The organism is Streptomyces sp. NPDC055025 (assembly GCF_053608565.1).
On the sequence record NZ_JBSGVS010000046.1, the window covers coordinates 17,901 to 40,442 of the forward strand.

The window sequence follows — 22,542 nt, forward strand, 5'->3', positions numbered from 1 at the left end:
GGTGCCCTCATGTCCGAAAGTGAGCTGCGCGCGTTCTACGAGCGCTACCTCCAGGCACTCAACGCCCATGAGTTCGACGGCATGGACGAGTTCATCAGCGACCGGACCACGCTGAACGGCGAGCCCGCGACCCGGGAGGACCTCCTCTCGGTGCAGAAGCACGATGTGGACGCGGTGCCGGACCTCCACTGGGAACTGAGGGAACTGTTCTTCGACGGCGACCGGCTGGCCGCCCGTCTGATCAACACCGGCACCCCGGTGAGGGAGTGGCTGGGCGTGGCGCCCACCGGCGCGTCGTTCGAGATTGTCGAGTACGCCATCTACCAGGTCCGTGCCGGGCGCTTCATTCATATGACGGCCCTCCACGACGCCGGAGAAATGCGCCGGCAGCTGGCGGTCGGCCGATCTCGCTGACCACACGGGGCCGTACGCGGCGCATGCGACGGCCCGCCGGGGCCGACCGGTCCGCTCGGTGCGGCGGCCCGGTCGGGCCACTGTGCCCGCTCGGTCCGACGGCCCGCTCGGGCCACTATTTCGGGAGGAAGACCATGACCGTCACCCTGATCACCGGAGCCAACAAGGGCATCGGGTTCGAGACGGCGAAGCAGCTTCTGGAGCTGGGCCACACGGTCTACATCGGCGCGCGTGACGCCGAGCGGGGCGAGAAGGCCGCGGCGGCGCTCGGCGCGCGGTTCGTCCAGCTCGACGTCACCGACGACGCCTCGGTGAGCGGCGCGCTGGCGACGATCGGCGCGGCCGAGGGCCGGCTCGACGTCCTGATCAACAACGCGGGCGTACTGGGCGCCGGGGCCATCGACGGCCCCACGGCACTGCGGGTCTTCGACACCAACGCGGTGGGGATCGTCCGCGTCACGGAGGCGGCGCTCCCCCTGCTCCACGAGTCCTCGAACCCCACGGTGGTCACGGTCTCCAGCAGCGTCGGGTCCTTCTGGGCGGTCACCAACCCCGACCGGCCCGAGTACGGCCTGCCGCTGGCGCTCTACGCCGCCTCGAAGGCGGCGGCCACCATGCTCACGGTCCAGTACGCCACGGCCTATCCGGGCATCAAGTTCAACGCGATCGAGCCCGGCACGACCGCCACCGACATGACGGCCGACTTCGGCATCGGCCGCTCTCCCGAGGAGAGCGCCAGGGTCGTGGTCCGCTTCGCGACCCTGGACGCGAACGGCCCGACGGGAACGCTCCAGGACGAAGCGGGGGAACTGCCCTGGTAGCCACCGGCGACCGAACTCTGTAAGGCGCCACGGCCACGCGCTCAGGACGCGCAGACCCCCGCAGGGCCGTGAGGCGGTTCATTGGGACCGTGGCCGTCTCGATCAGGCTGACGTTCTTCGCGTCGGCGGTCACCTGGCCGGCGGAGACGACGACGTACTGTGCGGAAGGCCTACAGGTCAGCTCGTGCCCATCTCTCCTTCGCCAACGGCTCAAGCAGCACGCGCGAAAGTCACCCGGCGTCCGCGCGAGCTGCGCGCCGACCGCGCCCTCCGCCGAACCGAAGGGGCGCAATGACAGGCCCTGCGTCGCGTACGACGCGCTGCACCACGCCAGAGTGCCGAGGGGACGCGCGCGGACAGTGCTACGGGCCTGGACAGATCCGCGTCGACCAGCCGCCCGCCACGGCTCCGGGCCGGGGCGGGTTCCGCACATCGAGTGAAAGGAGGGCAGACAGCCACGCATGCGGCGCAGTGTGACGTAAGACTCGATCGCCCGCCAAGAGGAGATCGATATGGCACTCATCTGCCCTCACTGCAAGGCCGCCGAGGCCATCGCCTACGTGGAGAACGAGGACGGACAGACCCTCTTCCCCTGCTTGTTCTGCGAGCTGCCGCCGGGCCCAGGCCCCACACACTTCACCGCGTGCGTGACCGCACCGTGCGACACGACAGGCTGCGGTGGAGATGTCGAGGACCGCTACCAGTACGGGGCCGCGGGCCGCGTGCTCGTGGTGCGTCGACTGCCGTGCGAGTACTGCGGATCAACCAAGACCGGAGTGCGTAATGCCCCAGATCAGTGAGGTCATTTCGTGCCCGACTCCTGGCTGTGACGGATCACGATCCGACACCTGGGAGACCGACGACAAAGGCAACAAGATCAGCAAAGTAAGCAGCAGCTCCTGCCACAAGTGCGGGAACTGAGGAAGGCCTGGCCGCACGCACGGTGGGGCCGGGCCTCTATCTACCGCCCCCGCCTGTGCGGGGAATACGTGACGACCTTGCCCCAGCCGTACCCCCGGCACCGGACCACCCCCGCCCGTGCGGGGAATACGCGGCCGAGACCGCCGACGAGATCAGCCCGCACGGACCACCCCCGCCCGTGCGGGGAATACATCAAGCTGCCGAAGATCGGCACGGTGAAGACGGGACCACCCCCGCCCGTGCGGGGAATACCCTTCCTGAGCTGCGGTGTTAGAGCAGCTTTGCTGTTGCTTGGCCAACACTCATCCGCATGCCTACATCCTCTCAGAGCCTTGGGGCGACGGAAGTCGTGGTTCCCCTTGGCGCGGAGGGTCGTCGAGCCGGTCCTTCGCGAGGAGGTCCACGCCGTAGCGGGTGAGGAGCCATTCGCAGTCCAGTGCCAGGAGTCGTACCTGCACATGCGCGGCCAGGGTGCCGCCGGCGAGGGGTTGTTCGGCGTCGGTCGAGATGTTGTGCAGGCGGGAGCCGAGGACGTACCACTCCCGGCTTCCGCGCCACATCTGGTCGACCTGGGCCTGTGCGGCGGGAAGCATCTCGGTGGCGTAGGCGCGGAGGTCCGTGGCCAGTCCGGCGAGTTCCTCATGTGCGCCTGCTCCGTGGCCGGCCGCCTGTGCCGAAGCTCGACAGCTGTCACCGACCGCACTGCGTATGCTGCGCACGAGCCAGGCCGGAGCAGCCGGGTTGTCACCAGGGAGGCGCTGTAGTTGTCACACACAGCTGATCGTCGGCCTTCCTGTCGACCGGGTCGCAGCGTGACCCGCGACGACCTCATCGCCATGCTTTGCGAACAGACCCCGGCATCCGGACCTGCGAGGGCCGCCTTGATCGCCGGGGCCGACTTCGTCGTCTGGGACGGCCTGGTCCCCGCCAACCAGCACGCGGGCGTTTTCCGGGGCCGAATGCTCCATCCCCTAAAGCGTGGCCACACGATCGATGGCCTTGCCGACAGCATCGACATCCTCAGGCGGGCTGGGGAAGAGCCGCTTCGTACCGGATCCATCGACGCGGTGGGCAGGTCATCCTGGTTCATGATCTTTCTGAACTCCACGGCGACAGAAGTGGTGGCCTGCTGCGGCGGGCGCCGACCCACCATTGAGTCAGCTGTCCTGTCGAATTGCATCTGTCAGATAGCGAGCCGTCGACCTGCTGGGATGCCAGGCCGTTTGAGAAGACGGAGGCTCGGGGTTCTCAAACGACCTGGCTTTCGTGGAGGGTGGTTCACAGAACTGTCCAAAGGCGGCAACAGGTGAGACATGCCTGCGGGGACCCCCGGTGCAACCGGTTGTCAGTGCTGTTCGGCAGGGTGTGCATGTGACGAATCGAGGCGAGGAACGTGGCGCACCCATCTGGTCTGAACTGCCTTCGACGGCCAGAGAGCTGCTCATGGCAACTGAATGGGGCGCCCTGCAGCATGCATATGGGAGCGCCGAGGACACCCCGCCGTACCTGTGTCAACTCCTGAACGAGGATCCCGAGGTGCAGGCCGAGGCGCTGGGAATGCTCGATATGTCCGTGCTGCATCAAGGATCCCTGTACAGCTCCACCCCGTCGGCCGCACTGTTCGTCGCAGCGATCCTGACCCACCGCCAGACTTTGGCCGAGCACGAGAGCTTCTTCCCCTGGGACGACCGGACCCGACCCCTACGGGCCGCACTACTCGACTGGCTCGGCCAGATCGCCGACTCGGCCTCCTATGGCGAGGACCCCGGCAGCGAGGACGAGTACGGGGATGAGTACGACGGCGAGGACGAAGACGAGCTCGAAGCGATCCACGCATGCCGGAGTATCCGACGCGAGCTTTACGACGCGGTCGAACCGTTCCTCGACGATCCGCATCCGGACACCCGAGAGGCAGCCCTCGGAGCGGTCACCCTGCTTCTGAAGGCACCCGACCTCGCCGAGCTCGTTCCCCGCGCCGCCCACCGCCTGCGTAGCGTTCTCGCAGCGGATGGCAGTCGCCGAGAACGCTCCTCCGCAGCTCTGGCCATGGGCGCCTGGGGCCAGGACACCACCGGCCTCCTCAACGATCCTGATCCGGCCGTGCGCACCTGCGCCGCTCTGGCCAGCGGATGCGCGCACATGCCACGCGCCACCGCCGTCCTGCTCGAAGCCCTGCAAAACCCGGTCGAGGCAGACCACTGGTTCCCGGACCCACTCCCTCAATTCGACGGCTGGCTCCGCTTTACCCTCCTGAAGGCCGTCCTTGACCGCGTCGACGCCTTCGAAGACCTAGCTCCGGCGGCCATGACCCTGATACCGCTCGCCGGCGACTACACCGTCGACCGCGACTGGGGTCCGCTGCTCGTCAAAGCCTTTCCCACCGGCTACAGCCCCGGCCTGCCACTGTCGGCCGCGCAACGAGAGCTTCTGAAAGCCGTCACCGCCAATGACAACTGTTGGGGGAATATTGGCAACAAATTCCGCTGGCTCAGGGAAGCCGGCCTGCCAGAGCAGCGCGACGCCATCCGAGCCCTGCTCTGATCACACGGCCGCCGGCTGATCTGGTCCAAGAACAAAGCCTGTCCGCAGTCCGCTGTGTACGGGGCAAACGTCGTCGCTCAGCGCGCGACGCAATGAGAATCCGGCAGCACGAACGAGAAGCAGTGAGAATCCGACAGGCTCAGTGCGACAGGACATCAGCCGACATCCTCGAGTCCGGCGCCCAACCTCGAGGGTGACAACAAGCCTGCCTATGTGACAACCATCGTGCTTCGGCTCACCACCCGGGCCCTGTCCATGGCGGCCTGTCGGCGCTCGCGGCGTCCGTCTGTCTGCCCGTGGCTGCCTCCGTGGGCACTCATACGGGCCTCGCGCGCGTGTTGCGCCGAATTACACGTGATTGCGCGCACCGACCCGGGTCAAGGAGGCACTCTTGACGGCTTCACCGGGAGATATCACCGTGGCGGAAATCCCTGTAACCAGCTAGCGGCAGGAGATCAGCCATCGTGACCCGAGTGTCATGCCCTGTCTCCCGCCAAGGCGCCGATCCCGCCCGACGAAACGGTCATCAGGATTCCCCGGCGCATGGTGTCGATCATCAGGAAGGCGTGTGATGAACTCGACGGAGTTCAGTGACCTGATTGCCGGTGCCGAGCGGTCGGCCGTCCATCTGGAGATGCGGGACGGCTATTTCACCAACCCCCGCTTCGAGGCGTGGCAGCAGGGCCACCGCGTCGACTGGAGCGATCGAGCATCATGGTGGCGTCCCTTTCACCAGCAGATCGCCGACGCCGTGGCCCGGGGAGTGTCCGTCCGTCGCGCCCGCGTGGTCTCGGAGCCGGTGACCGAGTACATCCGTTGGGAGCACCACGTGACCAACGCCAACGTGGCGGCGGGCGAGCAGGTGCGGTGGCTGCCTCGCCGGTTCGCCACGGACCTCCTGCTGCCCGCCAACGACTTCTGGATCTTCGATGACCAGTTGATGCGGGTCCATCACTTCTCCGGCGACGGAGACTGGCTGGACAAGGAAGTGCGCGAGGACCCTCAGGTGGTCGAGGCGTGCTCCACCGCGTTCGAGAAGATCTGGGAACGCGCCATCCCCCACGACGAGTACGAGATCAGGTAGCCCACCCCTCCCATGCCCCTCTCACCATCGTCCAGCGCGCATCAGGCACGGGCGGCCCTCGCGGAACGGCTGCGGGAGCTGCGTCTGGACGCGGGGATCACAGGCAAGGAACTCGCGGCGCGCTGCGGCTGGTCCGTCGCCAAGTCGTCCCGGATCGAGAACGCCCGCACGCCACCGTCCGACGCGGACATCCGCGCCTGGTGCACGGCGTGTGGCGCGGACGGCCGGGCGGCGGACCTGGTCGCCGCCAACCGGCGGGCCGACTCCATGTACGTCGAGTGGAGGAGACTCCAGCGCACGGGCATGAAGCGGCTACAAGAGGTGTCCACGCCCCTGTACGAGCGCACGCGGCTCTTCCGCGTGTACGCCTCCCATGTCGTGCCCGGATTCCTCCAGACGCCTGGCTACGCGACAGCCCTCATGGGCACCATCGCCGGTTTCCGTGGCACTCCCGACGACGTGAGCGAAGCGGTCGACGCCCGCATACGGCGCTCGCGCGTCGTCTACGAAGGAGACCACCGCTTCGCGACGCTCATCGAGGAGCATGTCCTCCACCACCGCATCGGTGACGCGGAAACGATGGCCGGCCAGTTGGGTAACCTCCTGGCGTCCATGTCGCTGCCGTCCATGGCGCTGGGAATCATCCCCGCAGGCGTGCCGCGGGAACAGGCCATGTGGCCTCTTGAGCAGTTCACCGTGTTCGACGACGCGCGGGTTCACGTGGAACTGGCCGCCGCGAAGGTGACCGTTACGGCGCCCGGCGAGCTGGACGTCTACCTTCGCGCGTTCACCAGGCTTACGGAGCTTGCCGTGTACGGGGCCGGGGCGCGGGCGTTGATCGTCAGGGCCATTGACGCCCTGTCCTGACCCGGTGTGCGGACGGGGCTTCCGCCGGCCGTCCCCTGTCGGCACGCACGGTGCGACCGCGCGGCCGGCGAGGGATTCAACGTCCGGAGTTTCGCCGACGGGTGACGGATCGCCGAGAAGGCGACCGTGGCGGTGCGGTCCGTCGAGCTCAGGATGCTGGCCGGTATGACCGAGGCCGAGCAGTCGGGCGCGTTCCGGATTTTGCGGAGCATGATCCATTCTCTGCGCGACGGCGGCGACGGCGGCGGCGACGGCAACAACGACGCTCCGTAGCTCGTTCCTCGGCGTACGTCTTGCCGCGCCCGGACAGCTGCTTCAGCAGCCACCCCCGGGCGGTCGAAAGGCCATTGACGCGTCGGCCTGAGTCCGGGTGGGACGCGAGAGCCCCGCCGCTCCCAGGAGGTTGAGGCTGGGGGGAGGGCGGGGCTCAGCGGGGTGGTGTGCGGGTCATGCGGTGTGGGTGCGGGTGAACTCGCCTGTCTTGGCGGCCTCTACGAAGGAGGTGAACGCGTCGGCGGGGATGTTCAGGACCGGACCGGTGGGGTGCTTGGAGTCGCGGACGGGGACCGTGCCGCGTGTGGTGGCGAGGTTGGCGGCGACCTGTACGCAGGCGCCGCCGTTGTCGCTGTAGGAGGACGTGAACCAACGGGGAGTTTCGTTCGTCACGGGTGTCCTTTCACGCGCCTGGGGTGCGGGTGAACTCGCCTGTCTTGGTGGCCTCTACGAAGGAGGTGAACGCGCCGGCGGGGATGTTCAGGACCGGACCGGTGGGGTGCTTGGAGTCGCGGACGGGGACCGTGCCGCGCGAGGTGGCGAGGTTGGCGGCCACCTCAACACAGTTACCGCCGTTGTTGCTGTAGGAGGACGTGAACCAACGGGGGGACTCGGTCGTCACGGGATGCCCTTTCGTACCTGCTCGATCATGGCCACGGAAGCCGCCTGGGAGAGCGCTTCGGCCTGTAGCTGATGGTAGGCCGTCAGTAGGGGCACTACGGAAGTCGTCTCCCGGTCCAGGTGTCCCTGAGTTTGAGACTCCGCATAGGCGGCTACGGATCGGTCGGACAGCGTCAGCAAATTGACCGGGAGGTCGAACGAACGGCGCTCGCCCATCTCGAACGGCGCCACTTGGAGCACCGTGTTCGCGTTGGCGGCGAACTTGGCCAGCCGTTCAAGCTGCGGCTCCATGACCGCATGGCCGCCGATGGGGCGCCGGATGCAGCTCTCGTCCATGACGACGAACATCATCGGGGGCCGGGACCGCTCCAACGCCTGCTGTCGTTCAGCCAGATAAGACACTCGTTCGTCGGCCTGCTCGGGTGTGATGGCGCCCCGCTGTACGGCGCTGTCGGCGAGCACCCGCGCGTACTCCGGAGTCTGGAGCAGACCAGGGACGATCCCGATCTCGTACAGCCGGATCTCGACCGCCCGGCCCTCGTACCCCACGTACTCCGAGAAGCCTTCCAGCAAGGCGCCATGCTTGATCTCACGGCACTTGCGCTCGAACAGGTCACCAGTACCCAACGCTCGGTCAGCACTGCGCGCAAACCGCAACGTTGGCATCTTCCGGCCAGTTTCCACGGCCGAGATATGCGTACTGGAATATTCCATCTGGGCGGACAGGTCTTCCTGCTTCCACCCCTTCCCCTCCCTGAGGCTGCGCAGTTGCGCTCCGTAGGCCGCTTGCGGACTGCTGTCGGGGTTGAGTTCCTTCCGGTTTACCAACCTGCCACCAACTTTCCTGCCATTTCTGACACGTTGAATGCTTCTTCACTCTACGCCACTCTGAGTGCTCCCGGTAGTCGTTTCGCTACGGAGAGGAGTCGAACCGTGCCCTGGAAGTGCACTCCTCCAAGTCCCGCAGCGGCGCTGACCAGTTGGCCCGGAGCGAAAAGCGCAGATGGAGGCCGTGTGACATGTACGGGAAACCCACGCCGAAACCAACCAGTAGCACTGTTGTTCTGCGGTGGAGCAGTCACCCGAGGTGTGTGGCGCTGGCGCGGCTGGAGTTGCGCAAGGCGCTGGCGGAGTGGGGGCTGTCGGTCCTTGAGGATTCGGCCGTCCTGATCCTGTCCGAGCTGCTGAGCAATGCCGGGCGGCACGCGAGGGTGACGCCGGAACAGACCATCGAGACGCGGTACTTCCGCAGTTCGGGTGCTCTGCGGATCGAGGTGCACGACGCTTCGCCGGACCGGCCGCAGCCGCGTGTGCCGGACGCGGAGGCGTCGGACGGGCGCGGCCTCCTGCTGGTGGAGGCGCTGGCGGACGAGTGGGGGGTGGCCGAGCGGTGCGGTCCGGGGAAGGCGGTGTGGGCTTCCCTGTCCGTGCCTCGGGTACGGCCCGGTGAGGGTGAGATTGAAGGTAAGGGCATGAGCGAGGGGGGCCGCTCATGACCGGGCCGGTGGGCAAGCCTCCGCTGGGGGCGTTTCCGCGCCCGGATGTCGTCCCGTACATCGCGTGTTGGTCGTCGGAGCAGCGGCCTGCGGGTGTGGTGGTCGTGAGGGGCGGTGGCATCGCGTACGCGGACGAGGGTTCTTACGAACGCGACGACATGGGTGTGCTGTGGAAGCGGATCGGGATCAGTCCGGGGAAGGGGCGGCCGGAGTTCGGGAAGGTGCATTTCCTGCGGCAGCGCCGGGCCATGCGGAAGTTGCTGTGCCAGGTCTGCGGTGGGCCCTCGGACCGTACGGGTGAGGGCACGCTCTGGCTGGTCGGGGAGGATCCCGACGGCCCGGAACTCTGGGAGCCCGGCTATGTCACCACGCATCCGCCGGTGTGTGTGCCGTGTGCGGTGACGTCGGTGGGTGCGTGTCCGCATTTGCGTGAGGTGTATGTGGCCTTGCGGGTGCGGGCGTTCGCGCCGGTGGGGGTGCATGGGGCGTTGTACCGGCCGGGCGAGCCGTTCCCGGTGGTGTACGACGCGGACGGGGTCACGTTCGAGGACTGGCGGATCGGGTGGGTGCTGGCGTCTCAGCTGATCATGGAGTTCCAGGAGTTCACGGTGGTCGACCTGGAGGCCGAGCACGCGGCGTACCTGAGGCGTACCTGAAGCGGGCGGAAGCGCGGACCACCCCCTCGTAGCCCGAACCGACCCGGGCGAGGAAGCGCGTGATCCGGCCCATCGGTCCCCGGGTCTCCCCAAACCCACCGGCACACGCGATTCTTGCTGTCCCAACGCCCGCTCGCCACTGCCGCGTCGAAGGGGTCGCCCCATGGTGTTCCGCAGCGAGTACGAGGATGTACCGGCCGTCGATCTGCCCATCCACGAGGCCGTGCTCGGCCGCGCCGCCGAGTTCGGTGACACCGTCGCGATCATGGACGGGACGGTTGGGATAGCTGGGATAGCTGGGATAACCGGGATGGGAGGGATGGGAGGGACGACCGGTGCCGGAGGTGTGAGTGGTGTCTGGGGTACGGCAGGCACAGGGGGTACGGCGGGAACAGGGGGTACGGCGGGGGCGGGACGTACGGCGGGAGCGGGAGGTACGCCCGGGGCGGCCGTGACCAGCCTGACCTACGCCCAGCTCGATGTCTTCCACCGCCGTATCGCCGCCGCCTTCGCCGACGCCGGGGTGCGCAAGGGCGATGTGCTGGCCCTGCACAGCCCGAACACCGTCCTCTACCCGGCCGTCTTCTACGCGGCCACCCGCGCCGGCGCCTCCGTCACCACCGCGCACCCCCTCGCCACGGCGGAGGAGCTCGCCACCCAGCTCCGCGACTCCGCCGCCCGCTGGATCGTCACCGTCTCCGCGCTGCTCGACGTGGCACGGCGCTCCGCCGAACTCGTCGGCGGCATAGAGGAGATCTTCGTCTGCGACCGGGCCGTGGGACACCGCTCCGTCCTCGACATGGCACGGTCGACCGCCCCCGCGCCCGCCGTCACGATCGATCCCGGCGAGGACATCGCGGCCCTGCCGTACTCCTCGGGCACCACCGGTGTCCCCAAGGGCGTGATGCTCACGCACCGTTCGATCGCCACCAATCTCGCGCAGCTCGAACCGGCCGTGCCGATGAAGCGGGGCGACCGTATCCTCGCCGTCCTGCCCTTCTTCCACATCTACGGGCTCACCGCCCTGATGAACGCGCCGCTGCGGCATGGCGCGACGGTCGTCGTGCTGCCGCGCTTCGACCTCGACCAGTTCCTCAAGGCCATCGAGAAACACCGCATCAACGGGCTCTACGTGGCCCCGCCCATCGTGCTCGCGCTGGCCAAGCACCCGGCCGTCGCCCGGTACGACCTCTCCTCGCTCGACTATGTGCTGAGCGCCGCCGCCCCGCTGGACGCCCGGCTCGCCGCCGCCTGTTCGGCCCGGCTGAGGCTGCCGCCCGTACGGCAGGCGTACGGCATGACGGAGCTGTCGCCCGGCACCCATGTCGTACCGCTCACCGCCGCCGACCCGCCGCCCGGCGCCGTCGGCAAACTCCTGCCCAGCACCGAGATGCGCATCGTCGCCCTGGACGATCCGGACCAGGACGCCGCCCCCGGCACCGAGGGCGAGATCCTCATCCGGGGCCCGCAGGTGATGAAGGGCTATCTCGGGCGGCCCGGAGCCACCGCCGCGATGATCGACGCCGACGGCTGGGTGCACACCGGCGATGTCGGCAGGACCGACGGTGACGGCTGGCTCTTCGTCGTCGACCGGGTCAAGGAACTCATCAAGTACAAGGGATTCCAGGTCGCCCCGGCCGAACTGGAGGCCCTCCTGCTCACCCACGAGGCGATCGCGGACGCGGCGGTGACCGGTGTCCACGACCCGGACGGCAACGAGATCCCGAAGGCATACATTGTCCGTCGGCCCGGTGCGGAGGCGCTCACCGAGGACGAGGTGATGACCTTTGTCGCCGAGCGCGTCGCCCCGTACAAGAAGGTCCGCCGGGTCGAGTTCATCGGCGGCGTCCCCCGGGCCGCCTCCGGCAAGATCCTCAGGCGCGAACTGAGGGACCGCGAAGACCACGCAGACCGCGAAAACCACGCAGACCACGCAGCACGGGAGCGCGAGGCGTACCCCCGTGAGAGGGAGACCATGTGACGGACCGAGACCATGTGACGGACCACGCGAGGCTGGTCACGACCGCGCACGAGCGGGGCATCACCACCCTGACCCTGGACTCACCGGCGAACCGCAACGCCCTGTCGGCACGGCTCGTGCGCGCGCTGGGGGACTCCCTCACCGGCTGCGCCGAGGACTCCTCGGTACGGGCCGTGGTGCTCACGCACACCGGCACCACCTTCAGCTCGGGCGCCGACCTCAAGGAACCGGCCAACCCGTACACCTTCATCGCCCTGATGCGGCAGATCATCGAACTGCCCAAGCCGGTCGTGGCACGCGTCAGCGGCCATGTGCGGGCCGGCGGACTCGGCCTCCTCGGGGCCTGCGACATCGCGATCGCGGACCGTACGTCCGACTTCGCGTTCACGGAGGTACGGATCGGGGTGGCGCCCGCCGTGATCTCGCTGCCGCTCCTGCCCCGGATCGAACCGCGCGCGGCGGCCCGCTACTACCTCACCGGTGAGCGCTTCGACGCGGTGCGCGCGGCGGAGGCGGGGCTGATCACCGAGGCGGCGGAGGACGCGGACGCGGCGCTCGCGCCCGTCCTCGACGGACTGCGCAGGGCCTCGCCGCAGGGGCTCGCGGAGTCCAAGAGACTGCTCACCGTCGGTGTGCTGGACGCCTTCGACCGGTACGCCGAGGATCTCGTCCAGCGCTCGGCCTCGCTCTTCGTGACGGCGGAGGCGCGCGAGGGCATCACGGCGTTCATGGAACGGCGGGACGCCGCGTGGGTGCGGTAGCCGCGCCCAAGCAGGACCGTGGCCGCGCCACCAGGCGGCGGCTGCTGGAGGCCGCGGTGGCCTGTCTGGCCGAGTACGGCTGGGCGGGCTCCACGGTCTCGGTCGTCGCCGAGCGGGCCGGGGTCTCGCGCGGCGCGGCCCAGCACCACTTCCCGACCCGGGAGGACCTGTTCACGGCGGCCGTCGAGTATGTGGCGGAGGAACGGTCCTCCGCGCTGCGCGCGCTGGTCCCGGCGGGACCCGGGCACCGGCGCGAGGCGGTGGAGGGGATCGTGGCCCTCTACACGGGACCGCTCTTCCGGGCCGCGCTGCATCTGTGGGTGGCCGCCTCTGCGGCCTCCGCCGCTTCTGGGGCCGCTGGGGCCTCCGCCGCCTCTGGGGCCTCCGCCGCTTCTGGGGCCTCTGTGGCCTCCGATGCCTCCGACGAGGAGCGGCTGCGGCCCCGGGTCACCGAGCTGGAGGCCCGTATCGGCCGCGAGGCCCACCGGACGGCGGTGGAACTGCTCGGCGCCGACGAATCCGTACCGGGGGTACGGGAGACCGTGCAGGGGCTGCTGGACATGGCGCGCGGACTGGGCCTGGCGACGCTGCTGACGGACGACAGCAGGCGGCGCGAGCGGGTGGTCGCGCAGTGGTCGCGGATCCTGGACGCCGTACTGCCGGAGCACGGCTGACCCGTGCCCCCCCGGGGGGCGTGCCTGGGGCCCGTGCCGGGAGGTCGCGCCCGGAGGTCGCGCTCTGCGCCCGGGGGCCGTGCCCGGGAGCCGTTCCGGGGCCCGGTGGAACAGCCGCCCTGCGGGTCCGGCGGAACTGTCGCGCCCGCAGGGCGGAGCCGAGCAGCCGCCGCCGCGCGGGCCGGGTCGGGGGCGCGCGGCGCGGGAGAGGGCGAAGGCTACGGATCAGCCGCCGAGGCCCTCGAAGCCCTCGATCTGGCGCGGGTCCCTGGTCCCCGGACCGACATAACGCGCCGACGGACGCACCAGACGGCCCGTCCGCTTCTGCTCCAGGATGTGCGCCGACCAGCCGGCCGTACGGGCACAGGTGAACATCGACGTGAACATATGCGCCGGGACCTCCGCGAAGTCCAGCACGATCGCCGCCCAGAACTCCACGTTCGTCGCCAGCACCCGGTCGGGCCTGCGCGCGTGCAGCTCGTCCAGCGCGGCCTTCTCCAGCGCCTCGGCCACCTCGAACCGGGGCGCCGCCAGCTCCCGCGCCGTACGCCGCAGCACCCGCGCCCTCGGGTCCTCGGCCCGGTAGACCCGGTGGCCGAAGCCCATCAGCCGCTCGCCCTGGTCCAGGGCGCGCTTCACATACGCGGTCGCGTCGCCCGTACGCTCGATCTCCTCGATCATGCCGAGGACGCGGGAGGGCGCGCCGCCGTGCAGCGGGCCCGACATCGCGCCGACCGCGCCGGACAGGGCCGCCGCCACATCCGCGCCGGTGGACGCGATGACCCGGGCCGTGAACGTCGACGCGTTCATGCCGTGCTCGGCGGCCGAGGTCCAGTACGCGTCGACGGCCTTCACATGCCGGGGGTCCGGCTCCCCGCGCCAGCGGATCATAAAGCGCTCGACGACCGTCCGCGCCTTGTCGATCTCCTGCTGCGGCACCATCGGCAGCCCCTGGCCACGGGCCGACTGGGCGACGTACGAGAGCGCCATCACGGCGGCGCGCGCCAGATCGTCACGGGCCGTGCGCTCGTCGATGTCGAGCAGCGGCTTCAGCCCCCACACGGGCGCGAGCATCGCCAGCGCGGACTGCACGTCCACCCGGATGTCACCCGAGTGGACGGGGATCGGGAAGGGCTCGGCGGGCGGCAGACCGGGGTCGAACGCGCCGTCGACCAGCAGTCCCCACACATTGCCGAAGGAGACCTGCCCGACCAGGTCCTCGATGTCGACGCCCCGGTAGCGGAGCGAACCGCCTTCCTTGTCCGGTTCGGCGATCTCCGTCTCGAACGCGACTACGCCTTCCAGACCTGGTACGAAGGAGGGATCGATGTCGGACATCAGGCGGCTCCTCATGATGTGTGCGACGGATGGTCACCCCGGGTGGATGCCTCCGTACGGCAGCGGTCCGGGAGGCCAGGAACAATAGCCTCCGGTGTACGAAGGCCACAGAGGCCCACCCTAGGATTTTGGCGAGTTCCGCTGATGCGGGGAAGCGTGATAACCGGCACACTGCCAGACTTCGTCCGCCGAGGATTGGCGGCACTCAGTGCCGGGCAAGCTCGGCCCTACGGCAGGATGGTCCCGTGCCCGACGAGAACCCGGACGAGAACCCGGACGAGAATCCGGACGAGAACCTGGATCCCGCCGCCATGCGCGAGCGGTACCGCGGTACGCCGCTGCTGGAGGCGGATCTCGCGCCCGCCCCGATGGAACAGTTCGACCGCTGGTTCAGGGCGGCCGCGGCCGGCGATCTCTACGAGCCGAACGCGATGGTGGTCTCGACGGCGACGCCCGACGGCCGCCCCTCGTCCCGCACGGTGCTGATGAAGGCGTACGACGAGCGCGGTTTTGTCTTCTTCACCAACTACTCCTCGCGCAAGGGCCGTGAGATCGAGGCGAACGCGTATGTCTCGCTACTCTTCCCCTGGCATCCGCTGGCCCGCCAGATCATCGTGACCGGCACGGCGGCGCGTATCGGCCGCGACGAGACGGCCGCGTACTTCCGCACCCGTCCGCACGGCTCCCAGCTCGGTGCCTGGGCGAGCGACCAGTCCGCACCAGTCGACTCCCGCGAGACCCTGCTCCGCCGCTACCGGACCCTGGAGGTCCGCTACCCGGACGCCGAACAGGTCCCGGTGCCCCCGCTCTGGGGCGGCTTCCGCGTCACCCCGGAGACGGTCGAGTTCTGGCAGGGCCACGAGAACCGGCTCCATGACCGGCTGCGCTACTTCCGCGAGAAGACGACGGAGGCCGCGTCCACGGAGGCCGCGTCGACGGGGGCCGGACCGGGCGGTTGGTGTACGGAGCGTCTCTGCCCGTAGCCGCGGGCGTTCCGCGCCGGGCGCACACGCAGACGACCCGCGGACCATGGTCCCTCCGGAGAGGGAGCCGGCCGGACATACCGGCGGTCCGCGGGTCGGGTGACTGCTTGGGATTTCGGCCTTCGACCCGGCCGAGCACTGCGGAGAGTACGACGACGAGCGTTAGCCCGCAGCCACCTCACTTGTCCGGACTGAATACATCTTCCGGATCACCTCCTTTCGGTGTGCGCCTCACGTTAGGCGCCTTCGCGGAGCGGCTCAAGTGAATTACGGAGATATTGACGCGCCCGGCTCCCACCCCCGCCTGTGACCGGTGTGCCCGGTGGTGCGGCAATGACGTACGGGGCGGAGAATTGTTCAAAGCAACGATTTCGGGGAACCTTGTGTGTGCTGGGTCACGTTGAAGTTCAATGTCGAGACGTGCGTCAGCACAGGCGGAGACGCCCTGCAGGGGGTGCCAGGATGAGTGCTTCTCGGAGTGAGACCACCGACGCGCGAGGACCGGACGAGCCGGAGCCCGGTACGGAGGCGCGGGCCTCGGCCGTGGCCGGGGGTGAGCGGGACGAGGCGGGGCCCGATCTGCTCGCGGCCCTGCTCGACGGGATGGACGCCGCCCTGTGCGCTTTCGACGCGCAGGGCGTGATCACGCACTGGAACCGCGAGGCGGAGCGCATACTCGGCTGGTCCGCCGAGGAGGCCGTCGGGCGGCGGGGGTTCGCCGGGTGGGCGGTGCGCACGGCCGACGCCGATGACGTGCAGGCACGGCTGATGGCCGTGATGGAGGCCCCGGGACGGCAGGTCGACGAGTTCGCGCTGCTGCGCAAGGACGGCGGCCGGGTGCTGATCCGTACGCAGTCGGCCGGGATGCGCGGCGCCGACGGCAAGCCCGCCGGGGTGTACAGCGCGTTCAGCGAGGTCCATGAGCAGATCGATCTGGAGCGGTCCATCGCGCTCAGCGAGGCGCTCTTCGACGACGCGTCCTGGGGAGTCGTCCTGGTCGATGTCGATCTGCGGCCCACCGTCGTCAACAGCTACGCGGCGCGCGCGCTCGGTTCCGGGCGTACGGCCGTGCTGGGCCGCCCGCTCGGCGAGGTGGTCGTCCAGGGTGTCGAGGAGCTGGAGGCCGCGCTCCACCATGTGCTCGCCGAAGGGGCGCCGAAGTCGCCCGCCGAGCTGTGGGTCACCGTCCGTACGCCCGAGGGCGACCGGCGGCGCTGCTGGCGGAGCGGCTTTCTGCGGCTGGCGTCACCGCTGGCGGAGGAGCCGGTGCCGCTGGGCGTGGGGTGGATGTTCCAGGACGCGACGGAAATGAAGCTGGCCACGCAGGAGGCGGACCGGCTGCGGTTCCGCTCCAGTCAGCTCCACCGGGCCGGGCGCGCGGCCGTCGAGTGCGAGGACCCGATGGAGGCGGCCACGGTCTATCTGGACTTCGCGCTGGCGGGCTTCGCCGATCACGCGCTGATCGATCTGGTGGCGGGGGAGCCGAGGTCGGGTTCGTTCTCCTCGGTCCCGGAGACTCCCCTACGGCTGGTGCGGGTCGCGGCGACGCCGTCCGGCGGCAGCTCGGGGCCCAGTACGCAGGTGAGCACCGGTGGCATACCGGTGCGGTACGGGGGCGGGCATCCGGCGCTCCAGGCGATGGACCGCGCGGGCTCGGTCCGCGCGAGCGCCCCCTCGGGCGCCGCGCCCTCGCCGACCTGGGCGACCTCGCGCCAGTGGCCGCCGGACTCGGTGCACGCGCTGTGCACGGTGCTGCGCAGCCGGGGCCGGTCGCTGGGGGTGGTGACGTTTCTGCGGGGGGCGAGCAGGTCCGCGTTCGAGCGTCCCGACGCGGTGTACGCGGAGGATGTGACGGTCAGGATGGCGGCCTCGCTGGATCTCTCCAGAGCGCTGTCCAGCACCGACTGACGCACTTCCCCCATCGACTGACTCACTGCTCGACTGACTCACTGCCCGGTCCGGCCGACCCGGTGTGGCGCCGGGCGGGCCGACCCGGTGTGGCGCCGGTCCGGCCGACCCGGTGTGCCGCCGGGCGGGGCGACCCGGTGTGGCGCCGGGCGGTGGGGAGCACCGCCCGGCGCCGGTGTGCGGTGGACGTCAGGTGACGTTCGGCGGGTGCATTCTCACCGGTTCCGTCTCCGCGTCGTTGTGCCGCAGCGCCCAGTTCTCCAGGGCGATCCGGCACGCGTGGTCGACATGGCGCAGCCCGGACAGATCCAGCTCGATCGGACGGTCCTTCGGCAGTGACTCCAACTGCTCCAGGGTCCTGGGCAGCCTGAGGAACGTCGCGTTCCCGGTGAACGACACCACCAGCCGGCCACCCGTCAGTTCGCGGATGTCGAGATGGAGATGGGAGATCTCCCACGCCGTCTTGACCACCGCGAGCAGCAGCCCCAGGATCACGCCCTCGAAGAGGTTCGTGACCAGGATCGCCACCGCCGTGATCGCGAGGATCACCGCCTCGCCGCGGTGGTCCCGGTACAGCGGGAGCAGTTCCCGCACCGGGACCAGTTTGCACCCGGCGTGCACCAGGACGCCCGCGAGCGCCGCGAGCGGGATGACCCCGATCGCCGCCGGCAGCAGCGCGGCGAACAGCAGCAGCCACAGGCCGTGCAGGATGCGGGAGAGCGGGGTCCGCGCCCCCGCCTGGACATTGGCGGCGCTGCGCACGATGACCGCGGTCATCGGCAGCGCACCGAGCGCCCCGCAGATCGTGTTGCCCACGCCCTGCGCCATCAGTTCCTTGTTGTAGTCCGTACGCGGTCCGTCGTGCATACGGTCGACCGCGGCGGCGCTGAACAGACTCTCCGCCGAGGCGATCAGGGTGAAGGCGAGGACGGTACCGAGCGCGGCCACGCCCACGAGCTGCCCGAAGTCGTCGAAGCCGGGCGGGCGTATGGACTCCAGCAGGCCCTTCACCTCGACCTTGGCGAGGGGCAGATCGAAGAGCAGGGTCGCGCCGGTGGCCAGGGCGACCGCCGCGAGCGGGCCCGGGACCACCCGGACCCGGTCGGGCATTCTGGGCCAGACGACCAGTACGGCGACGGTGCCGGCCCCGACCAGGAACGCGGTCAGCGCCGTACCGTTCGTGAAGATCTCGCCGACCAGTCCGGGCAGCCCGGCCACCTTGCCGAGTCCGCCGGAGGGCTGGGCCGTGTCGGCCATGGCGTACACCTGGCCCAGGATCAGTACGAGGCCGATGCCGGCCAGCATCCCCTGGACCACGGCGACCGAGATGGCCCGGAACCAGCGGCCGAAACCGAGGGCCCCGAGCATGAGTTGCAGCAGTCCGGAGACGAGGACGATGGCGCCGAGCGCGCCGAGGCCGAACTCCTGGACCGCTTCGTATACGAGTACGGTCAGTCCGGCCGCGGGGCCGCTGACCTGGAGTGAGCTGCCGGGCAGGCAGCCCACGACGAGTCCGCCCACGATGCCGGTGACCAGACCGAGTTCGGCGGGCACGCCGGAGGCGACCGCCACCCCCACACAGAGGGGCAGCGCGACGAGGAAGACGACGAGGGACGCGAGTATGTCGCGCCTGAGGACACGTTGGTCCTTCAACAGGGAGAACATGAGGGTGTTCCTAGGGGTGCGGTCCGCGCGCACGAGCGGACGTGACGGGGAGTGAGGTGGCCTGGACCGCTGTCACAGCGGTCTGAACTCCCCGCCCAGGTCGGGCCGGTGGACACTGATCGCGCCGGTGTCCACTTCGTAGTACCAGGCGTGCAGGGACAGCCGTCCCTCGTTGTGGCGCTCCCATACGGCGGGATAGCCGCGGAGGGTTTCGAGCTGGGCCGCGGCGTGGTGGCGTACCGCGTGCGCGAGGCCGCGGGAGGCCGGCAGCGCGGGGACGCCGAGGTCGAGCCAGCCGCGGACGGTGGGCACGGCGGAGAGGTCGTCGCCGCGTACGAGCGCGCCCACGGCCCCGCAGTGGGAGTGACCGCAGACGACGATGTCGCGGACGCCGAGCACACGGAGCGCGTACTCGATGGTGGCGGCCTCGCCGCTGGGCCGCTCCGCGTCGTAGCGCGGGACGATATTGCCCGCCGTACGCAGTTCGAACAGCTCACCGGGGCGTGCCCCGGTGATGAGGGACGGGATGACGCGGGAGTCCGAGCAGGTGATGAAGAGCGCTTCCGGTCGCTGTCCCGCAGCGAGTTCGCGGAACTCCTCGTGGCGCTCGGCCACCTGCACGGAGAAGGTACGGGCGTGGTCGATGAGTGACTTCATGATGGCCTGCCTCCTGCGCCCCCGGGCTCGCCGGGGCGCGGTGTGGTCGGGTCAGTGGGGGGTGGGGGCCGTGCGGGCAGCCGTACAGGCGTCATCTCCGCCGGATCGCGGCGGTTGAGAGTGGCCTACGGCCGGCCGGCGTGGATCGGCCGGAAAGACCGGTCAGAGGGCGGGCGTTCCGGGTCTGACGGTGGACTCGCGGTCCGGTCGGACTTTCACGACTCGCCCTTTCCGTCGTGCGGTCTTTCGGTCTTTCGGTCTTTCGATGGTGCGGTCTTTACGGTCGTGCTGACTTTGCGATCGTTCGAGCGGGTTGTGCGGTGGGGTGGTGCGATGCCGCGGTGGTGCGGTCGTCCGAACTGCCGCGTGCGGCGCGGTTGTCAGTGCCCAAACGGCGCCCACACGTCGTCAGCTCCGATGATGCAACACCGCAGCTTCCCTTACTTTGCACGAACATTACCTTCTCGTGAAAGATCGGAATTCCGCCAACCGGGGCTTTCATGACGCAAAGTCGTTCATCGGCGGCGGGTGGACGACAGAGGCCCGCGGGGAGAGTTCCCGCAGGCCTCGGCCATCAGTTCTAGCTGTTCGACTGTCCAGGCAGTCCCGTCACCTGTCGTTGCTTTGGCTACTTCCGTGCGTTCACCGTTCGAGCGGGGGCCCGGTCAGTGGCGGTAGAAGATACGGTCGGCGTACTCCGTCATTACGCGGCGATTCCACTCGGTCCCACCGTCCACATTGCCCGACCGCAGCAACGGGGGCTCGATGCCCCGGTGGACGAGTTCCTCCGCGGCGGCGGCCATCATCGCCTGCATCAGGGCGCTGGTGACGACCGTGGAGGCGGGGGCGAACGGCGCCTCGATGCCGTCGGCGGTCAGCTCCGCGTCGCCCACCGCGATCCCGCTGTCGAGGACGATGTCGCAGTGGTCCTTGAGATAGGTGCCCGACGGGTTTCGGGAGGTCGTCTCCGTCGCATAGGCCACGGAGGTCACTCCGATGACCGTCAGCCCCAGCGCCCGCGCATGGGTCGCCATCTCGACGGGAAGGGCGTTGCGCCCGGAGAGGGAGATGATCACCAGTACGTCCCCGGCGGTGGCGGGGCTGGAGTCGAGCACGGCGGTCGCCAGACCGTCGACGCGCTCCAGCGCGGAGCCGAGGGGGGCCGGTGTCTCGACACCCACCGCCCCGGGCACGGCCAGCAGATTGGCCAGGGCGAAGCCGCCCGCCCGGTAGACGATGTCCTGCGCGGCGAGCGAGGAGTGCCCGGCGCCGAAGGCGAAGATCCGGCCGCCGGCGGCGACGGTGTCGGCGACGGCCTTGCCCGCCGCCGCGACATGGGCGGACTCCTCGTCCCTCACGCGTTGCAGCAGTCCGATCGCGGCATCGAAGAACTGACCGGCCAGCTTGCTCTCGCTCATCGGGGAGGCCCTCCCAGGCATGGGGTTTCCGGGGGTTTTCGTGGGGTGTTTCCCGAGGTGTTCCCGGGAGTGTTCCCAGAGGCGGGAATGTCTGTGCCGCGGATCACGTTGAGGTCTGGACCATTGCTCTGTCAATACGGCTGCCGGACCGCTCGGTGAGCGCCGTCCGGCCACTTCCATGGTCACGCCACTTCGGCGTTCTCCGGCACGGCACGGTTGTCGGTGGCATGCGTCAGAATTGGTTCAGGGCCAGCGCACGATTTATCGAGGGGCATGTATGTCCGGACTGATCGACACGACGGAGATGTACCTCCGCACCATCCTTGAGCTGGAAGAGGAAGGTGTGGTCCCAATGCGCGCCCGGATCGCGGAGCGGCTCGACCAGAGCGGGCCGACGGTCAGCCAGACCGTGGCCCGGATGGAGCGGGACGGACTCGTGCAGGTGGCGGGCGACCGGCATCTGGAACTGACCGAGGAAGGGCGCAGGCTGGCGACCCGCGTCATGCGCAAGCACCGGCTCGCCGAGTGTCTGCTGGTCGATGTGATCGGCCTGGAGTGGGAGCAGGTGCACGCCGAGGCGTGCCGCTGGGAGCATGTGATGAGCGAGGCGGTGGAGCGGCGGGTGCTGGAGCTGCTGCGCCACCCGACGGAGTCGCCGTACGGCAATCCGATCCCGGGCCTGGAGGAGCTGGGCGAGAAGACCGAGGCCGATCCGTTCCTCGACGCGGGAATGGTGAGCCTGGCGGAGCTGGATCCGGGCACCGAGGGCAAGACCGTGGTCGTACGGCGTATCGGTGAGCCCATCCAGACCGACGCCCAGCTCATGTACACGCTGCGGCGCGCGGGTGTGCAGCCCGGGTCCGTGGTGAGTGTGACGGAGTCTCCCGGCGGGGTGCTGGTGGGAAGCAGCGGCGAGGCGGCGGAGCTGGTCTCCGAGGTGGCGTCGCACGTCTTTGTCGCCAAGCGCTGAGGCGGTCGGCGGGAGAGCGACTGGCGGGAGAGCGGCTGGCGGGAGCGGTTCACGGGGGAGCGGTCTGCGGGGGAGCGGTCCGCGCGGCTTCACGAAGGCGATGACGGGACGGTACGGGTGCGGTCGCGGCGGCGGGGGCGCCCGGGGGCGCGCCCGTGGCCGGGGGCGCGCTTTCCGGCGGAACGGCAGCGGCGGGGCGCGCCGCGTGCCAGGCTGTCGCTGAGGCATGTGACCTGAAGGCGGCCGGGGCCCCGGCCCCACGCCCGGGGAGGGGAGCAGGGTTGTGCGCCTGTGTGGGGGTGGGCACGGCGGGGGCCGACACGGTGTGTCGCGACTCTCGCATGCCCTGTACGACTCCGTCGTGTGCGGGGGCGGCTCCCGCGCCGCCCCGCCCCGGGGGCCGTGCACCCCCTTGGTGTCCCCGCGCCCCCCCCCCCCCGGGGGCTTACCCCCCGACCCGCCAACCCCGCCCGGCCGCCACCCCGGGGAAAAA

General features: G+C 69.7%; 22 protein-coding genes and 1 pseudogene. 15 read left to right on the top strand and 8 right to left on the bottom strand.

Translation table 11 applies throughout. The features are described 5' to 3' along the window. Nucleotides 1-9 precede the first annotated feature (9 nt). From ACWGDX_RS26255 to ACWGDX_RS26265, 3 genes are all read left to right on the top strand, one after another. Nucleotides 10-414, top strand: coding sequence for an ester cyclase (locus ACWGDX_RS26255; RefSeq protein ID WP_453629348.1), 405 nt, complete (start codon nucleotides 10-12; stop codon nucleotides 412-414). 134 nt (nucleotides 415-548) lie between these two features. Continuing rightward, nucleotides 549-1,235 (top strand): SDR family NAD(P)-dependent oxidoreductase, encoded by a 687-nt coding sequence (locus ACWGDX_RS26260; protein WP_453629349.1) that lies wholly within the window; start codon nucleotides 549-551, stop codon nucleotides 1,233-1,235. 512 nt (nucleotides 1,236-1,747) lie between these two features. Continuing rightward, complete coding sequence (locus ACWGDX_RS26265) at nucleotides 1,748-2,035, top strand: hypothetical protein (RefSeq protein WP_383037306.1); 288 nt, start codon at nucleotides 1,748-1,750, stop codon at nucleotides 2,033-2,035. Nucleotides 2,036-2,470: 435 nt separating this feature from the next. Here the strand turns inward: ACWGDX_RS26265 and ACWGDX_RS26270 are convergent, their stop codons facing one another. Further along, entirely contained in the window at nucleotides 2,471-2,875 is a 405-nt protein-coding gene (locus ACWGDX_RS26270) for a DUF6415 family natural product biosynthesis protein (protein WP_453629352.1), read from the bottom strand. 724 nt (nucleotides 2,876-3,599) lie between these two features. Between ACWGDX_RS26270 and ACWGDX_RS26275 the strand changes: the two genes are divergently transcribed. The 4 genes and pseudogenes from ACWGDX_RS26275 to ACWGDX_RS26290 form a co-directional block, all read left to right on the top strand. After that, on the top strand, nucleotides 3,600-4,697 hold the full coding sequence (locus ACWGDX_RS26275) for a HEAT repeat domain-containing protein (protein ID WP_453629354.1): 1,098 nt from the start codon (nucleotides 3,600-3,602) through the stop codon (nucleotides 4,695-4,697). Nucleotides 4,698-5,268: 571 nt separating this feature from the next. After that, nucleotides 5,269-5,781 (top strand): DUF6879 family protein, encoded by a 513-nt coding sequence (locus ACWGDX_RS26280; protein WP_453629356.1) that lies wholly within the window; start codon nucleotides 5,269-5,271, stop codon nucleotides 5,779-5,781. Nucleotides 5,782-5,793: 12 nt separating this feature from the next. Then, on the top strand, nucleotides 5,794-6,648 hold the full coding sequence (locus ACWGDX_RS26285; RefSeq protein ID WP_453629358.1) for a helix-turn-helix domain-containing protein: 855 nt from the start codon (nucleotides 5,794-5,796) through the stop codon (nucleotides 6,646-6,648). Nucleotides 6,649-6,753: 105 nt separating this feature from the next. After that, a pseudogene (locus tag ACWGDX_RS26290) lies at nucleotides 6,754-6,921 on the top strand (MarR family transcriptional regulator); the annotation flags it as partial. Between the two features lie 174 nt (nucleotides 6,922-7,095). Here ACWGDX_RS26290 and ACWGDX_RS26295 read toward each other — a convergent pair. The 3 genes from ACWGDX_RS26295 to ACWGDX_RS26305 are packed head-to-tail and all read right to left on the bottom strand — an operon-like array spanning nucleotide 7,096 to nucleotide 8,370. Then, the gene (locus ACWGDX_RS26295) at nucleotides 7,096-7,314 is read right to left on the bottom strand and encodes a DUF397 domain-containing protein (protein ID WP_453629360.1); all 219 of its coding nucleotides are present in this window, start codon (nucleotides 7,312-7,314) and stop codon (nucleotides 7,096-7,098) included. 10 nt (nucleotides 7,315-7,324) lie between these two features. Next, nucleotides 7,325-7,543, bottom strand: coding sequence for a DUF397 domain-containing protein (locus ACWGDX_RS26300; protein WP_453629362.1), 219 nt, complete (start codon nucleotides 7,541-7,543; stop codon nucleotides 7,325-7,327). Then, nucleotides 7,540-8,370, bottom strand: a complete 831-nt coding sequence (locus ACWGDX_RS26305; protein ID WP_453629364.1) for a helix-turn-helix domain-containing protein — start codon at nucleotides 8,368-8,370, stop codon at nucleotides 7,540-7,542. Before ACWGDX_RS26305 ends, ACWGDX_RS26300 begins: the two co-directional genes overlap by 4 nt. A 191-nt stretch (nucleotides 8,371-8,561) precedes the next feature. Here ACWGDX_RS26305 and ACWGDX_RS26310 point away from each other — a divergent pair, with 191 nt between their 5' ends. The 5 genes from ACWGDX_RS26310 to ACWGDX_RS26330 all read left to right on the top strand — a co-directional run bounded on the left by ACWGDX_RS26310 (nucleotide 8,562) and on the right by ACWGDX_RS26330 (nucleotide 13,110). After that, entirely contained in the window at nucleotides 8,562-9,038 is a 477-nt protein-coding gene (locus ACWGDX_RS26310) for an ATP-binding protein (protein ID WP_453629366.1), read from the top strand. Continuing rightward, on the top strand, nucleotides 9,035-9,694 hold the full coding sequence (locus ACWGDX_RS26315) for a hypothetical protein (RefSeq protein ID WP_453629368.1): 660 nt from the start codon (nucleotides 9,035-9,037) through the stop codon (nucleotides 9,692-9,694). The genes ACWGDX_RS26310 and ACWGDX_RS26315 overlap by 4 nt, the downstream gene beginning before the upstream one ends. Before the next feature lie 163 nt (nucleotides 9,695-9,857). Continuing rightward, nucleotides 9,858-11,675 carry a 4-coumarate--CoA ligase family protein gene (locus ACWGDX_RS26320; protein ID WP_453629370.1) on the top strand — a complete coding sequence of 606 codons (1,818 nt, stop codon included), beginning with the start codon at nucleotides 9,858-9,860 and terminating at the stop codon, nucleotides 11,673-11,675. Then, the gene (locus ACWGDX_RS26325; protein WP_453629372.1) at nucleotides 11,672-12,436 is read left to right on the top strand and encodes an enoyl-CoA hydratase family protein; all 765 of its coding nucleotides are present in this window, start codon (nucleotides 11,672-11,674) and stop codon (nucleotides 12,434-12,436) included. Before ACWGDX_RS26320 ends, ACWGDX_RS26325 begins: the two co-directional genes overlap by 4 nt. Next, nucleotides 12,424-13,110, top strand: a complete 687-nt coding sequence (locus ACWGDX_RS26330) for a TetR/AcrR family transcriptional regulator (RefSeq protein ID WP_453629374.1) — start codon at nucleotides 12,424-12,426, stop codon at nucleotides 13,108-13,110. The genes ACWGDX_RS26325 and ACWGDX_RS26330 overlap by 13 nt, the downstream gene beginning before the upstream one ends. A gap of 225 nt (nucleotides 13,111-13,335) precedes the next feature. On the opposite strand, the gene ACWGDX_RS26335 is transcribed toward ACWGDX_RS26330, so the two are convergent. Beyond that, the gene (locus tag ACWGDX_RS26335; protein WP_453629376.1) at nucleotides 13,336-14,448 is read right to left on the bottom strand and encodes a citrate synthase 2; all 1,113 of its coding nucleotides are present in this window, start codon (nucleotides 14,446-14,448) and stop codon (nucleotides 13,336-13,338) included. A 311-nt stretch (nucleotides 14,449-14,759) separates the two neighbouring features. Here ACWGDX_RS26335 and pdxH point away from each other — a divergent pair, with 311 nt between their 5' ends. After that, entirely contained in the window at nucleotides 14,760-15,431 is a 672-nt protein-coding gene (pdxH, locus tag ACWGDX_RS26340; RefSeq protein WP_453629435.1) for a pyridoxamine 5'-phosphate oxidase, read from the top strand. A 462-nt stretch (nucleotides 15,432-15,893) separates the two neighbouring features. Beyond that, on the top strand, nucleotides 15,894-17,339 hold the full coding sequence (locus tag ACWGDX_RS26345; RefSeq protein WP_453629378.1) for a PAS domain-containing protein: 1,446 nt from the start codon (nucleotides 15,894-15,896) through the stop codon (nucleotides 17,337-17,339). A 189-nt stretch (nucleotides 17,340-17,528) separates the two neighbouring features. Here the strand turns inward: ACWGDX_RS26345 and ACWGDX_RS26350 are convergent, their stop codons facing one another. The 3 genes from ACWGDX_RS26350 to ACWGDX_RS26360 all read right to left on the bottom strand — a co-directional run bounded on the left by ACWGDX_RS26350 (nucleotide 17,529) and on the right by ACWGDX_RS26360 (nucleotide 21,079). After that, nucleotides 17,529-19,004: a SulP family inorganic anion transporter gene (locus ACWGDX_RS26350; protein WP_453629380.1), complete on the bottom strand. Its 1,476-nt coding sequence runs from the start codon at nucleotides 19,002-19,004 to the stop codon at nucleotides 17,529-17,531. A 72-nt stretch (nucleotides 19,005-19,076) separates the two neighbouring features. Beyond that, complete coding sequence (locus ACWGDX_RS26355; protein ID WP_453629382.1) at nucleotides 19,077-19,661, bottom strand: carbonic anhydrase; 585 nt, start codon at nucleotides 19,659-19,661, stop codon at nucleotides 19,077-19,079. 665 nt (nucleotides 19,662-20,326) lie between these two features. Further along, on the bottom strand, nucleotides 20,327-21,079 hold the full coding sequence (locus tag ACWGDX_RS26360) for an SIS domain-containing protein (RefSeq protein ID WP_453629383.1): 753 nt from the start codon (nucleotides 21,077-21,079) through the stop codon (nucleotides 20,327-20,329). A gap of 277 nt (nucleotides 21,080-21,356) precedes the next feature. Here ACWGDX_RS26360 and ACWGDX_RS26365 point away from each other — a divergent pair, with 277 nt between their 5' ends. Then, nucleotides 21,357-22,049 (top strand): metal-dependent transcriptional regulator, encoded by a 693-nt coding sequence (locus ACWGDX_RS26365; protein WP_093590200.1) that lies wholly within the window; start codon nucleotides 21,357-21,359, stop codon nucleotides 22,047-22,049. Nucleotides 22,050-22,542 lie beyond the last annotated feature (493 nt).